Source organism: Streptococcus wuxiensis (genome assembly GCF_040888245.1).
GTDB classification, from domain to species: Bacteria; Bacillota; Bacilli; order Lactobacillales; family Streptococcaceae; genus Streptococcus; species Streptococcus wuxiensis.
Genome location: NZ_JBFNFE010000003.1, coordinates 147,268 through 160,717, shown reverse-complemented (window position 1 = coordinate 160,717; position 13,450 = coordinate 147,268). Strand labels below are relative to the sequence as shown.

General features: G+C 40.9%; 15 protein-coding genes. 14 read left to right on the top strand and 1 reads right to left on the bottom strand.

What is annotated here, in order from left to right; translation table 11 throughout:
- Window positions 1-5 precede the first annotated feature (5 nt).
- Window positions 6-416, bottom strand: a complete 411-nt coding sequence (locus AB2B47_RS05265) for an HIT family protein (protein ID WP_247912799.1) — start codon at window positions 414-416, stop codon at window positions 6-8.
- A 67-nt stretch (window positions 417-483) separates the two neighbouring features.
- Here AB2B47_RS05265 and AB2B47_RS05260 point away from each other — a divergent pair, with 67 nt between their 5' ends.
- From AB2B47_RS05260 to AB2B47_RS05195, 14 genes are all read left to right on the top strand, one after another.
- Window positions 484-1,215, top strand: coding sequence for an ABC transporter ATP-binding protein (locus AB2B47_RS05260; protein ID WP_247912798.1), 732 nt, complete (start codon window positions 484-486; stop codon window positions 1,213-1,215).
- Window positions 1,212-2,261 (top strand): ABC transporter permease, encoded by a 1,050-nt coding sequence (locus AB2B47_RS05255; protein ID WP_320693786.1) that lies wholly within the window; start codon window positions 1,212-1,214, stop codon window positions 2,259-2,261. Before AB2B47_RS05260 ends, AB2B47_RS05255 begins: the two co-directional genes overlap by 4 nt.
- Before the next feature lie 47 nt (window positions 2,262-2,308).
- The gene (ccrZ, locus tag AB2B47_RS05250) at window positions 2,309-3,103 is read left to right on the top strand and encodes a cell cycle regulator CcrZ (RefSeq protein WP_006152316.1); all 795 of its coding nucleotides are present in this window, start codon (window positions 2,309-2,311) and stop codon (window positions 3,101-3,103) included.
- Entirely contained in the window at window positions 3,100-3,735 is a 636-nt protein-coding gene (gene trmB, locus AB2B47_RS05245) for a tRNA (guanosine(46)-N7)-methyltransferase TrmB (RefSeq protein WP_320693785.1), read from the top strand. The genes ccrZ and trmB overlap by 4 nt, the downstream gene beginning before the upstream one ends.
- Before the next feature lie 170 nt (window positions 3,736-3,905).
- Window positions 3,906-5,057: a glycoside hydrolase family 3 protein gene (locus AB2B47_RS05240; RefSeq protein ID WP_320693784.1), complete on the top strand. Its 1,152-nt coding sequence runs from the start codon at window positions 3,906-3,908 to the stop codon at window positions 5,055-5,057.
- Window positions 5,058-5,222: 165 nt separating this feature from the next.
- Window positions 5,223-5,702: a ribosome maturation factor RimP gene (gene rimP / locus AB2B47_RS05235; protein ID WP_320693783.1), complete on the top strand. Its 480-nt coding sequence runs from the start codon at window positions 5,223-5,225 to the stop codon at window positions 5,700-5,702.
- Between the two features lie 42 nt (window positions 5,703-5,744).
- Entirely contained in the window at window positions 5,745-6,881 is a 1,137-nt protein-coding gene (gene nusA / locus AB2B47_RS05230) for a transcription termination factor NusA (RefSeq protein ID WP_006147911.1), read from the top strand.
- Between the two features lie 21 nt (window positions 6,882-6,902).
- On the top strand, window positions 6,903-7,196 hold the full coding sequence (gene rnpM, locus AB2B47_RS05225) for an RNase P modulator RnpM (protein WP_004251817.1): 294 nt from the start codon (window positions 6,903-6,905) through the stop codon (window positions 7,194-7,196).
- On the top strand, window positions 7,189-7,488 hold the full coding sequence (locus AB2B47_RS05220; RefSeq protein WP_004251819.1) for a YlxQ-related RNA-binding protein: 300 nt from the start codon (window positions 7,189-7,191) through the stop codon (window positions 7,486-7,488). Before rnpM ends, AB2B47_RS05220 begins: the two co-directional genes overlap by 8 nt.
- Before the next feature lie 16 nt (window positions 7,489-7,504).
- Complete coding sequence (gene infB / locus AB2B47_RS05215) at window positions 7,505-10,246, top strand: translation initiation factor IF-2 (RefSeq protein WP_320693782.1); 2,742 nt, start codon at window positions 7,505-7,507, stop codon at window positions 10,244-10,246.
- 250 nt (window positions 10,247-10,496) lie between these two features.
- Window positions 10,497-10,847: a 30S ribosome-binding factor RbfA gene (rbfA, locus tag AB2B47_RS05210; RefSeq protein ID WP_004251823.1), complete on the top strand. Its 351-nt coding sequence runs from the start codon at window positions 10,497-10,499 to the stop codon at window positions 10,845-10,847.
- A gap of 146 nt (window positions 10,848-10,993) precedes the next feature.
- A complete protein-coding gene (locus tag AB2B47_RS05205) occupies window positions 10,994-11,773 on the top strand; it encodes a hypothetical protein (RefSeq protein WP_320693781.1) in 780 nt (259 codons plus the stop codon).
- Between the two features lie 104 nt (window positions 11,774-11,877).
- The gene (locus tag AB2B47_RS05200; RefSeq protein WP_000368732.1) at window positions 11,878-12,111 is read left to right on the top strand and encodes a DUF1858 domain-containing protein; all 234 of its coding nucleotides are present in this window, start codon (window positions 11,878-11,880) and stop codon (window positions 12,109-12,111) included.
- Window positions 12,111-13,445, top strand: coding sequence for a DUF438 domain-containing protein (locus tag AB2B47_RS05195; protein WP_320693780.1), 1,335 nt, complete (start codon window positions 12,111-12,113; stop codon window positions 13,443-13,445). Before AB2B47_RS05200 ends, AB2B47_RS05195 begins: the two co-directional genes overlap by 1 nt.
- Window positions 13,446-13,450: the final 5 nt, after the last annotated feature.

The following is a 13,450-nucleotide window of genomic DNA, read 5'->3' as shown; positions in this document are numbered from 1 at the left end:
ACTCCTTAAGCGTTTTTGATCGTTTCAGCGACTTGGGCAAGTTTGTCAAAGTCAGGTTCATGGGCAACAAAGTCAATTTTTAGGTCATCCTCGGCACCATAACGAGGGACGAGATGGACATGGGTATGGAAAACGGTTTGTCCAGCTACCTCTTCGCAGTTGGTAATGATATTCATACCCTTGGCTTTAGTAGCAGTCATGACTTTTTGTGCTACCAATGGAACCTTAGCAAAGAGTTGGCTAGCGCTCGTCGAATCCATTTCTAAAAGGTTGCGATAGTGTTCTTTGGGTACGACCAAGGTATGGCCTGGGGTAACTTGAGAAATATCAAGAAAGGCAAGGACTTGCTCATCCTCATAAACTTTGGCTGCAGGGATTTCTCCTGCGATAATCTTACAAAAAATACAATCTGACATAAAAACCACCTCTAGTGTATTGAATTTTGATATAATATAGCTACATTATACCAGATTCGGAGAAAATATGTTAGAAATTAAAAATCTGACAGGAGGCTATGTTCATGTCCCTGTCTTGAAAGATGTGTCCTTTACAGTTGAGAGCGGACAGTTGGTAGGTTTGATAGGTTTGAATGGTGCGGGGAAATCTACGACTATCAATGAGATTATTGGTCTTTTGACGCCATATAGTGGGGAGATTAAGATTGACGGATCGACTCTAGGAGAGGATGCTACGAGCTATCGCAAGAAAATTGGTTATATCCCTGAAACTCCTAGCTTGTACGAGGAATTGACTCTCAGAGAGCATATTGAGACGGTTGCTATGGCCTATGGTATCGAGCAAAATCTAGCTTTTGAACGTGTAGAGCCGCTTTTAAAAATGTTCCGTTTGGATCAAAAATTGGATTGGTTCCCGGTTCATTTTTCCAAAGGGATGAAGCAAAAGGTTATGATTATCTGTGCCTTTGTCGTGGATCCTAGTCTCTTTATCGTAGACGAACCTTTCCTTGGTCTTGATCCTTTGGCGATTTCAGATTTGATTCAACTTCTAGAAGCGGAAAAGAAAAAAGGAAAGTCTATCCTTATGAGTACCCACGTTCTTGATTCTGCTGAAAAGATGTGTGACTCTTTTGTCATTCTTCACAAAGGTCAAGTAAGAGCCAAAGGAAATCTCCAACAACTCCGAGAAGCCTTTGATATGCCAGAAGCAAGCCTCAATGATATCTATTTGGCTCTGACCAAAGAGGAGGAGCTATGAAGGACTTGTTTTTAAAACGAAAGCAGGAATTTCGCAAGGAATGCTTGGGCTATCTCCGTTATGTGCTCAATGACCATTTTGTCTTATTTTTGTTGGTGTTGTTAGGATTTTTGGCCTACCAGTACAACCAGTTGCTCCAACACTTTCCTGAGAATCATTTCCCAATCCTAATTTTGATTGGGATGATATCTATTTTGCTTTTGCTTTGGGGTGGTATTGCGACCTATCTAGAAGCGCCTGACAAATTATTTCTTTTAGTTGCTGAAGAAGAAGTGAGAGAACACATCCAGAAGCAAAGTCTGATTTCTTTCATCTTTTGGGTCAGTGTGCAGACTCTCTTTTTGCTCCTGTTTGCGCCTTTATTCTTAGCCATGGGTCTTGGTTTGCCGATTTTTGGAGTCTATCTCCTTGTCTTGGGGATAGTAAAATATGTGATTTTTCGCCAAAAGTCTAGCAACTTTTTCCTTGGAAATGGACTTGACTGGGATTATGTCATTGCACAAGAAAGTAAACGTAAGCAGTTCTTGCTTCGATTCTTTGCCCTCTTTACACAGGTCAAGGGGATTTCAAATAGTGTTAAGCGCCGAGCTTATCTGGACTTTATCCTCAAGGGAGTTCAGAAAGTACCAGGGAAAATCTGGCAGAACCTTTATCTCCGCTCCTATCTGAGAAATGGAGATTTATTCGCCCTTAGTCTGCGACTCATAATCCTATCTTTGACTGCTCTTATCTTCATTGAGCAATCTTGGATTGCAGTCGCAATTGTAATTTTATTCAATTATCTTTTGTTATTCCAGCTTCTATCCCTCTATCATGCCTTTGACTATCAATATTTGACGCAATTATTCCCAGTAGGTAAGGGGCAAAAAGAGAAAGGTTTGAAGGAAATTTTGAGAGCGATTGGAATATTTGTCTTAATCTTGGAAAGTCTCATAGGATTGCTTATTTTTAAGGACAAAATTCTTGTTCTAGCACTTGTGGGAGCAAGTCTTGTCTTGCAATTTCTTTATTTGCCATATCAACTGAGAAGATTGGTTGACGAATAGCATAAAAATTAGTAGAATAATAAGGAAACTTTATTCGGAGGAAAGAAATGGACTTGGGTGATATTGAGCTAACGCTAACCCCGATATCTGGGAAGAGCGGAAAAGCTTATATGGGAAGTTATCCTGATGGAAAACGTGTTTTTATAAAAATGAATACTTCTCCAATCCTGCCTGGTTTAGCTAGAGAGCAAATTGCACCACAATTGCTCTGGAGCCGTCGTTTACCAGACGGCCGTGATATGTCCGCTCAGGAATGGTTGACAGGAAAAATTTTGACGCCAAGTGATATGAACCGTAAACAAATTATCGATATTTTGACACGTTTACACTGTTCACGTCCCTTAATGACCCAGTTGACACGATTGGGATATGCAATGGAAACACCTTCGGATTTACTTCAGTCATGGGTAAACAAGGCTCCGGATGCTTTAAAAAACAACCAGTATCTACGTATGGTTTTAGGTGATTTGCGTGAGAATCTTCCTGGCTTTAGGGAAGACTATGCAACCATAGTCCATGGGGATGTTCGTCATAGCAACTGGTTTGAGACAGAGAGTGGCTTGATTTATTTAGTAGATTGGGATTCCGTTCGCTTGACTGATCGTATGTTTGATGTGGCCTATCTGCTCTGTCACTATATTCCAGAGTATCAGTGGCAAGAATGGCTAGCTAATTATGGCTATAAGTATAATCAAACTGTCTTGAATAAGTTATATTGGTATGCTCAACTGTCATTTTTGAGCCTCATTACCAAATACTATGAAAATCAAGATTTGGATAATGTAAATCGGGAAATCTATGCTTTGCGTAGCTTCCGAGAAAAGTATGGAAAGAAAAAATGAGAGTTAGAAATCGTAAAGGGGCAACAGAACTGTTAGAGGCTAATCCGCAGTATGTTGTCTTAAACCCCGCAGAAGCTAAAGGTAAGTGGCGAGATTTGTTTGGCAATGACAATCCAATCCATGTAGAGGTTGGTAGTGGCAAAGGTGCTTTCGTAACAGGAATGGCCAAACAAAACCCTGGCATCAACTATATCGGAATTGATATTCAGAAGTCTGTATTAAGCTATGCATTAGACAAGGTCTTAGAAGTTGGAGTTCCCAACATCAAAATTCTATGGGTTGATGGTTCAGAATTGACAAATTATTTTGAAGATGGTGAAATTGACCGTTTGTATTTGAATTTCTCGGATCCATGGCCTAAAAAACGCCATGAGAAGCGTCGTTTGACTTATAAGAGCTTCTTGGACACTTTCAAACGAATCTTACCTGAACATGGTGAAATTCATTTCAAGACAGATAATCGTGGTTTGTTTGAATATAGCTTAGTGAGCTTTTCGCAATATGGCATGAAACTCAAGGGCGTTTGGTTAGATTTACATGCCAGCGACTTTGAAGGAAATGTCATGACTGAGTATGAGCAAAAGTTTTCAAGTAAGGGTCAAGTCATTTATAGAGTTGAAGCTCAGTTTTAATGTGAAGACTTGTTAGTAAAAAACTGTCGTTCACTCAAATGGAATGGAAACATGTACCTCAAGGATTTAGTTCTGTCTTGGACAGGACTAAATCCTTGAGTTTTTTTAATAGATTTGGGATTTTGATAAGTGTGTACTTGTGCCCTGATAAGTGGTATAATGAAGGGGTTATGAGAAGAAGCATAAAACCTATTGTAGTCTATTTTTTCTTTCTCTTTGTGATAGGTGGTTTGATTTTTTTGGATCATCAACATCATCGACAAGCAGATGTGCAAGTAGAAAAAACTGAGAAAACTACTCAAACCAGTGAAACAGATAAGCAAAAGGTTGTTGAAGATAGATTAGCCACAATGACCTTGGAGGAGAAAGTCGGGCAATTATTCTGGGCCAGAGTTCCTGCCGATCATCAAATAGAAGATCTCAAATCCTATCATTTGTCTGGTTATATTTTATTTGGACGAGATTTTGAAGGACAAACTATAGAGGATATGAAGGCTTTGACAAGTCGCTACCAGGCTGCTTCCAAGACACCTTTGTTAATTGGTTCCGATGAAGAAGGAGGAACAGTAACTCGTATTAGTTCGATTTTGGATACTCCTTTCCAATCTCCTATGACCCTTTATCATCAAGGAGGGATGGAGGCTGTTCTTTCTGATACTAGGAAAAAGGCAGAGGTGCTGAAATTTGTTGGTATCAATGCTGGACTCTTTCCAGTTGCGGATCTTGCAGGTGATTCATCAGCCTTTATTTACGATCGGACCATCGGACAAGATGCCCAAACAACTGCAAGTTATGTTAAGCAAGTTGTAGAAGAACTTCAAAAGAATAAGGTCGGTTCAACCTTGAAGCATTTCCCAGGATATGGTGATAATGGAGACAGTCATACCGACATTATCCGAGACAACCGCTATTTGGATGATTTAAGACAAGCAGATTTTCTACCCTTTCAAGCTGGCATAGATGCAGGTGCGGATAGTATTTTAGTTTCTCACAACATCCTGACTAAAATTGATACAGTGCCGTCATCTATCTCGCCAAAAATCAACGAAATTCTTCGCAAGGAGCTGAATTTTAAAGGGGTCATAATGACGGATGATTTAGATATGGCAGGATTAGCCGATTTTGTCAGTCAGGATGAAGCTGCTCTCCAGGTAATATTAGCTGGAAATGATCTCATCCTAGGTTCTTCCTACCAAACTCAGATTCCTTATCTATTAAAGAAAATTTCTTCTGGGGATTTGACAGAAGAACGTATTGATGAGTCTGTAAGACGTATTTTAGCATGGAAATATGACTTGGGATTATTCGATACGTCTCAGTAAAAGGAAATGTCATTTATAAAATCATGCAGAAACCTTAGAAGGAAAGCTTTCTATTGGTTGTGAAAAGGTCAAATCCTTGCAGGTTTGATTGATTTGTGTTATACTAATAACAAGAATATAAGAAAGAGAGGCGGGGAGATATCTTCGCCTCTTGCTTATGAGGAGGTGGACGCAATCGCAACGATCGTTGAATTAGTCAGAGAAATCGTAGAACCTGTTATTGAAGCTCCTTTTGAACTCGTAGATATCGAGTATGGAAAGATTGGCAGTGACATGATTCTTAGTATTTTTGTAGACAAGCCTGAAGGAATCACCTTGAATGATACGGCAGACTTGACTGAAATTATCAGTCCTGTCCTAGATACTATCAAGCCGGATCCCTTCCCAGAACAATATTTCCTAGAAATTACAAGTCCAGGATTGGAGCGTCCTTTGAAAACCAAGGAAGCAGTCGCTGGAGCGGTTGGGAAATACATCCATGTCGGGCTCTATCAAGCCATCGATAAGCAAAAGGTTTTTGAAGGAACCTTGTTGTCCTTTGAAGAGGATGAGTTGACTATGGAATATATGGATAAAACACGCAAGAAAACAGTCCAAATTCCATATAATTTGGTATCAAAAGCACGTTTAGCAGTAAAATTATAGAAAAGAAAGGATAGCTTTTGAGAATTCAAAAGTAAAAAGAACATGAGTAAAGAAATGCTAGAGGCCTTCCGCATTTTGGAAGAAGACAAGGGAATCAAGAAAGAAGATATCATCGATGCAGTCGTAGAATCACTTCGCTCTGCTTACCGTAGACGCTATGGTCAATCAGACAGCGTAGCTATCGACTTCAACGAAAAAACAGGTGACTTTACAGTCTACACAGTTCGTGAAGTTGTTGATGAAGTATTTGATAGCCGTTTGGAAATCAGTTTAAAAGATGCCCTTGCTATTAATTCAGCCTATGAGCTTGGTGACAAAATCAAATTTGAAGAAGCACCAGGAGAGTTTGGTCGTGTAGCAGCCCAATCTGCTAAACAAACAATCATGGAAAAAATGCGTAAGCAAACACGTGCCATTACCTACAATACATACAAAGAGCATGAACAAGAAATCATGTCAGGTACAGTAGAACGTTTTGACAACCGCTTCATTTATGTTAACCTTGGTAGCATTGAAGCCCAATTGTCAAAACAAGACCAAATTCCTGGAGAAGTTTTTGCTTCTCATGACCGTATCGAAGTTTATGTCTACAAAGTGGAAGACAACCCTCGTGGAGTTAACGTCTTTGTTAGCCGTAGCCACCCAGAGATGATCAAACGATTGATGGAGCAAGAAATTCCAGAAGTTTACGATGGAACCGTTGAAATCATGAGTGTAGCCCGTGAAGCAGGTGATCGTACGAAAGTTGCTGTTCGTAGCCACAATCCTAACGTGGATGCTATCGGAACAATCGTTGGACGTGGTGGTGCAAACATCAAGAAAATCACTAGCAAATTCCACCCAGCTCGCTACGATGCTAAGAGTGACCGCATGGTACCGGTAGAAGAAAACATCGACGTTATCGAGTGGGTAGCAGATCCAGCTGAGTTTATCTACAATGCCATTGCTCCTGCCGAAGTTGACCAAGTTATCTTTGATGAAAATGATAGCAAACGTGCCTTAGTCGTTGTGCCAGATAACAAACTATCTCTTGCAATCGGTCGTCGTGGACAAAACGTTCGTTTGGCAGCTCACTTGACTGGATACCGTATCGATATCAAGTCTGCAAGTGAATTTGAAGCTATGGAAGAAGCAGGTCAAGTGGATTACGCTGAAACAGACGAATTGACTGAAGAATAAGATCTGCTAGAGGAGGGAAAGATGAAAACAAGAAAAATCCCTTTGCGCAAGTCTGTTGTTTCCAACGATGTGATTGACAAGCGAGATTTACTTCGTATTGTCAAGAACAAAGAAGGTGAGGTCTTTATCGACCCGACAGGCAAGGCTAATGGCCGGGGCGCTTATATCAAGCTAGACAATGCAGAAGCCCTAGAGGCTAAAAAGAAAAAAGTCTTTAACCGTAGCTTTAATATGGAAGTTGAAGAAAGCTTTTATGACGAGTTGATCGCCTATGTTGATCACAAAGTAAAAAGAAGAGAGTTAGGACTTGAATAAGCAAAAAGTAAGTAATCTCTTGGGATTGGCTCAGCGAGCAGGGAAAATCATCTCGGGTGAAGAAATGGTTGTCAAAGCCATTCAAGACCGGAAAGTTAAATTGGTATTTCTAGCTCATGATGCTAGCCCAAATCTAACCAAGAAGATTCAGGATAAAAGCCACTATTATCAAGTAGAAGTTATTACCGTGTTTTCAACACTGGAATTAAGCATAGCAGTCGGAAAATCGAGAAAGGTTCTGGCTGTAACAGATGCTGGATTTACAAAGAAAATGAGGTCTCTTATGGAATAGAAGAGGAGGACATGATTTGTCTAAGAAAAGATTGTACGAAATCGCAAAAGAACTTGGAAAAGAAAGTAAGGATGTTGTAGCGCGTGCAAAAGAGCTGGGCTTGGAAGTGAAAAGCCATGCTTCAAGCGTAGAGGCTGCTGCTGCTGAAAAAATCGTAGCTAGCTTTAAGCCTGCTACTCCAAAAACAGAAGCAAAACCTGTAGCACCAAAAGCAAGTGAAGCGAAGGTGGAAAGTAAACCAACTACGCCAGCAACTCCTAAGGAAGAAAAAGTTGTAGCTGCAAGACCGCAGAGTCGAAACTTTAAGGCGGAACGTGAAGCGCGTGCCAAAGAGCAAGCGGAACGACGCAAGCAAAACAAGGGTAACAACCGCGATCAACAACAAAACGGTAACCGTCAAAAGAACGATAACCGTAATGGTGGGAAACCTGGTCAAGGGAACCGTGACAATCGTCGTTTTAACGACCAAGGGAAGAAACCACAAGGCCAAGGAAATCGTGGAAATGATTATCGTCAACAAACTGATAATCGTCCAAACCAAGCTGGTCCTCGTATTGACTTTAAAGCTCGAGCAGCAGCTCTGAAGGCTGAGCAAAATGCAGAATACGCACGCTCAAGCGAGGAACGCTTCAAACAGTCTCAAGTTGCCAAAGAAGCCTTGGCTCAAGCTAATAAACGCAAGGAGCCAGAGGAAATTTTTGAGGAAGCTGCTAAACTAGCTGAACAAACTCAGCCTGTAGTTGAAGTAGCTCCTGTAGTCAAAGAGGCTATAGTGGATACACGTCGTAAAAAGCAAGCTCGACCAGACAAAGATCGTGATGATTACGATCGTGAAGAAGATGGTCCTAGAAAACAACAAAAGAATCGAAGTAGTCAGAATCAAGTGAGAAATCAAAGAAATAGTAACTGGAATAACAATAAGAAAAATAAAAAAGGCAACAAACAAAACAATCGTAATCAGGCTCCAAAACCTATTACAGAACGTAAATTCCATGAATTGCCAACAGAATTTGAGTATACAGATGGTATGACTGTTGCGGAAATCGCAAAACGTATCAAACGTGAACCAGCTGAGATTGTTAAGAAACTATTTATGATGGGCGTTATGGCCACTCAAAACCAATCCTTGGATGGAGAAACAATCGAACTCCTCATGGTTGATTATGGAATTGAAGCTAAACAAAAGGTTGAAGTGGACAATGCCGATATCGAACGTTTCTTCGTAGAAGATGATTATCTGAATGAAGACCAACTAGTGGAACGTCCACCAGTTGTGACCATCATGGGACACGTTGACCATGGTAAAACAACCCTTTTGGATACTCTACGTAATTCTCGTGTCGCTACAGGAGAAGCTGGTGGTATCACTCAGCATATCGGTGCCTATCAGATTGAGGAAAATGGTAAGAAGATTACCTTCCTTGATACACCAGGACACGCGGCCTTTACTTCCATGCGTGCACGTGGTGCTTCTGTTACCGATATTACTATCCTAGTCGTAGCGGCAGATGACGGGGTTATGCCTCAGACTATCGAAGCCATTAACCACTCAAAAGCGGCTAATGTTCCAATCATCGTTGCCATTAACAAGATTGATAAGCCAGGTGCAAACCCAGAACGCGTTATCGGCGAATTGGCTGAACACGGTGTTATGTCAACAGCTTGGGGTGGAGATTCTGAGTTTGTAGAAATCTCAGCTAAATTCAACCAAAATATCGATGAACTCTTGGAAACTGTTCTTCTTGTAGCTGAAATTCAAGAGCTCAAAGCAGACCCAACAGTTCGCGCCATCGGTACCGTTATCGAAGCCCGTTTGGATAAAGGAAAAGGTGCGGTTGCAACCCTCCTTGTTCAACAAGGTACCTTGAACGTTCAAGACCCAATCGTTGTTGGTAATACTTTCGGACGTGTCCGTGCCATGACCAATGACCTTGGACGTCGTGTTAAGGTTGCAGGACCATCAACACCAGTATCTATTACAGGTTTGAACGAAGCACCGATGGCGGGTGATCACTTTGCTGTTTATGAAGATGAGAAGTCTGCTCGTGCAGCTGGTGAAGAACGTGCCAAACGTGCTCTTATGAAACAACGTCAAGCTACACAACGTGTAAGTCTTGAAAATCTCTTTGATACTCTTAAAGCTGGTGAACTCAAGTCTGTTAACGTCATCATCAAAGCCGACGTACAAGGTTCGGTTGAAGCCCTTTCTGCCTCACTACAAAAGATTGATGTGGAAGGTGTAAAAGTTACCATCGTCCACTCAGCAGTTGGTGCCATCAACGAATCTGACGTGACTCTTGCGGAAGCTTCAAATGCCTTTATCGTTGGTTTCAACGTACGTCCTACACCACAAGCTCGCCAACAAGCAGAAGCCGACGATGTAGAAATCCGTCTCCACAGCATTATCTACAAGGTTATCGAAGAGATGGAAGAAGCCATGAAAGGTATGCTTGATCCAGAATTTGAAGAAAAAGTTATCGGTGAAGCGATTATCCGTGAAACCTTCAAAGTGTCTAAAGTCGGAACAATCGGTGGATTTATGGTTACTAGCGGTAAAGTTACCCGTGACTCTAAAGTCCGTGTTATTCGTGACGGTGTCGTTATTTACGATGGTGAACTTGCAAGCTTGAAACACTATAAAGATGACGTCAAAGAAGTTACAAACGGCCGTGAAGGTGGTCTCATGATTGATGGTTACAATGATATCAAGATGGATGATGTGATTGAGGCATATGTCATGGAAGAAATTAAACGCTAAGATTTTTGCTCCTTTCTTAAGTGATGAGGGACGCAAGCAAACCCAAGGTTTCATTGCTTATTTTTGAGCCTAGAGTCTCAAAAATCCCCAGTGATTGTACTGAATGATCAGCCCAATCACTTTCACCACGGCGAAAGAAGCAGATAATTTCAAATTGAACTTCGTTTCAATTTGAATTGAAAATCAATAATTTTAAAAATAGCTAGGTCTGCTGGCCTAGCTTTTGATTCAATAGAGAGGAAGGAATAGCATGGGAAATCATTTCCGTACGGATCGTGTGGGCATGGAAATCAAACGCGAAGTCAATGAGATTTTGCAAAAGAAAGTCCGTGATCCCCGTGTCCAAGGAGTGACCATCACAGATGTTCAGATGCTAGGTGACTTGTCTGTAGCTAAGGTTTACTACACCATTTTGAGTAATCTTGCTTCAGATAATCAAAAAGCTCAAATCGGGCTTGAAAAAGCAACCGGAACTATCAAACGTGAGCTTGGTCACAATTTGAAATTGTATAAAATTCCAGACTTGACCTTTGTCAAAGACGAATCCATCGAGTATGGAAACAAGATTGACGAAATGTTACGCAATCTGGATAAGAAATAAGAAAGAGGGGCAACCCTCTTTTTTGTTACTTTAAACATGATGATAGATTAATTAGTTGCCCTTCTTAAAAGTCGGTTAAAAAAATGTATAAATCTCTAATAGTATGATATGATAAAGCTTAACTTGAATATAAAATGGAGATATAGATGGCTAAACAAGATCTAGCTATAAAAGTTTTACAACAAGTTGTAAAGCTTCCTGTCGTGAAAGTAAATAGAGAAAAATTTTTAGTGGAGAAGTTCTCTAAAGAATTAGATAAGAGGGATATTGCCAAATTGTTAGAACAAGGTCCTCCTTCATTATTACCTCAGGAAACCTTAGATAGGGTAGCCAGGTCCTGCATAAAGGATAATGTTTTACGAGCGAGTGGGACATCTGTTCTAGCAGGTCTACCTGGAGGTATTCTAATGGCGCTTACTATTCCAACGGATGTAGCTCAGTTTTATGCTTTTTCCTTGAAATTAGCCCAAGAATTGGGATATATTTATGGATTTAATGATCTTTGGGCATCAAGAAATGACTTAAGTGAAGAAGCTAAAAACACACTATTACTTTATCTAGGGGTCATGCTTGGGGTAAACGGAGCGGGTGCCTTGCTTCGTTCTGGTGGTGTTACAGTCGCTAAACATGTAATGACCACAGTACCTCAGAAAGCCGTAGCCAAAGCTGGCTGGTACCCTATTTTAAAAAAGGTTATGAAAATTTTTGGGGTTACTCTTACAAGGAGAGGCTTGGCAAAGGGAATGGGAAAAGCGATTCCTATTCTAGGTGGGGTTATTTCAGGGGGATTAACCTATGCGACTATGAAACCCATGGGCGAAAGATTGCAAAAAGAATTGTCCAAATTAGTGAACTATTCTGAAGTGCAATATCAAAATGATATGGCAATTATTCGAAAAGAGACTGAGGTAATCGAAGCTGACTGATATGATGAAACTAGCAAGTCTTGTGTTGCTAGTTTTTTTAATCCCATTCCTTATGGTATAATAAAAGCAGTTAAATGATTAGAAATAGACTCATGGAGGTTCTCATGGACAATATAATCGATGTATCAATTCCAGTTGCGGAAGTGGTGGATAAGCATCCAGAAGTTTTAGATATTTTGGTTGAGCTTGGTTTTAAACCTCTTGCAAATCCCTTGATGCGTAATACTGTAGGGCGAAAAGTATCGCTCAAACAAGGATCGAAGCTTGAAGGGACTCCTATGGATAAGATTGTGCGTACGCTTGAAGCAAATGGTTACGAAGTGATCGGGTTAGACTAATGACAGATGAACGTATTCATATCCTGAGGGATATTTTATTAGAATTGCATAATGGAGCCTCTCCAGAGTCCGTTCAGGAACGATTTGATGCTACTTTTACAGGTGTATCTGCTATTGAGATTTCCCTCATGGAGCACGAGTTGATGAACTCTGACTCAGGCGTTACCTTTGAAGATGTCATGGAACTCTGTGATGTGCATGCTAATCTCTTTAAAAATGCTGTTAAGGGTGTCGAAGTTGAAGATACCGAGCATCCTGGTCACCCTGTGCGTGTCTTTAAGGATGAAAATCTAGCTCTCCGTGCTGCCTTGATTCGGGTCCGTAGATTGCTCTCGACTTATGAATCTGTGGACGATGAGGAAATGCTGGCGGAGATGCGCAAAGGCTTGGTGCGTCAGATGGGGCTTGTTGGTCAATTTGATATCCACTACCAGCGCAAGGAAGAGCTCTTTTTTCCTATCATGGAACGTTATGGACATGATTCACCTCCCAAAGTCATGTGGGGAGTTGATGATCAGATTAGGGATCTCTTTCAAACAGCTTTAGCGGCAGCTAAGTCGCTCCCAGAAGTGCCAATTTCCACCGTAAAGGAAGCTTTTGAAGCTTTTGCGACAGAGTTTGAAAGTATGATTTTTAAGGAAGAATCAATCCTTCTCATGATTCTGCTTGAATCCTTTACCCAGGATGACTGGATTCAGATTGCTGAGGAAAGTGATGCCTATGGATATGCTATTATCCGTCCGTCTGAGAAATGGGTTCCTGAACGTCAACGTTTTGTTGAGGAAAAAATTGTAGAAGAACCAACTCATCCAGAAACTGTAGATGGCCAAGTTCAGAAGATCATTGATACGCCAGAAGGTCAGTTTACCATTACCTTTACACCTAAGGAAAAGGAAACAGTGCAAGACCGTCATAGTCAACAGGCTTTTGGCAATGGCTATCTCTCAGTTGAACAGGCGAATCTTATCCTTAATCATTTGCCGATGGAGATTACCTTTGTTAATAAGGATGATATTTTCCAGTATTACAATGACATACGGCCAGCAGATGAAATGATTTTCAAGCGGGCACCGTCCCAAGTTGGACGAAATGTCGAACTATGCCATCCACCAAAATATTTGGAGAAAGTCAAAGCGATTATGCAAGGTCTTCGTGAAGGGAAAAAAGACAAGTACGAGATGTGGTTCAAGTCAGAATCACGTGGAAAGTTTGTCCATGTCACTTACGCAGCTGTCCACGATCAAGCAGGAGAGTTTCAAGGAGTCTTGGAATATGTTCAGGACATCCAACCCTACCGTGAGATTGATACAGACTTTTTCCGTGGATTAGAATAAGGAGA

Coding starts and splice junctions, on each gene's coding strand:
- AB2B47_RS05200 (WP_000368732.1), top strand. CDS start 11,878: ATGGACAATATAATCGATGTATCAATTCCAGTTGCGGAAGTGGTGGAT.
- AB2B47_RS05240 (WP_320693784.1), top strand. CDS start 3,906: ATGAGAAGAAGCATAAAACCTATTGTAGTCTATTTTTTCTTTCTCTTT.
- AB2B47_RS05195 (WP_320693780.1), top strand. CDS start 12,111: ATGACAGATGAACGTATTCATATCCTGAGGGATATTTTATTAGAATTG.
- AB2B47_RS05265 (WP_247912799.1), bottom strand. CDS start 416: ATGTCAGATTGTATTTTTTGTAAGATTATCGCAGGAGAAATCCCTGCA.
- nusA (WP_006147911.1), top strand. CDS start 5,745: ATGAGTAAAGAAATGCTAGAGGCCTTCCGCATTTTGGAAGAAGACAAG.
- AB2B47_RS05205 (WP_320693781.1), top strand. CDS start 10,994: ATGGCTAAACAAGATCTAGCTATAAAAGTTTTACAACAAGTTGTAAAG.
- AB2B47_RS05260 (WP_247912798.1), top strand. CDS start 484: ATGTTAGAAATTAAAAATCTGACAGGAGGCTATGTTCATGTCCCTGTC.
- trmB (WP_320693785.1), top strand. CDS start 3,100: ATGAGAGTTAGAAATCGTAAAGGGGCAACAGAACTGTTAGAGGCTAAT.
- rnpM (WP_004251817.1), top strand. CDS start 6,903: ATGAAAACAAGAAAAATCCCTTTGCGCAAGTCTGTTGTTTCCAACGAT.
- ccrZ (WP_006152316.1), top strand. CDS start 2,309: ATGGACTTGGGTGATATTGAGCTAACGCTAACCCCGATATCTGGGAAG.
- AB2B47_RS05255 (WP_320693786.1), top strand. CDS start 1,212: ATGAAGGACTTGTTTTTAAAACGAAAGCAGGAATTTCGCAAGGAATGC.
- rbfA (WP_004251823.1), top strand. CDS start 10,497: ATGGGAAATCATTTCCGTACGGATCGTGTGGGCATGGAAATCAAACGC.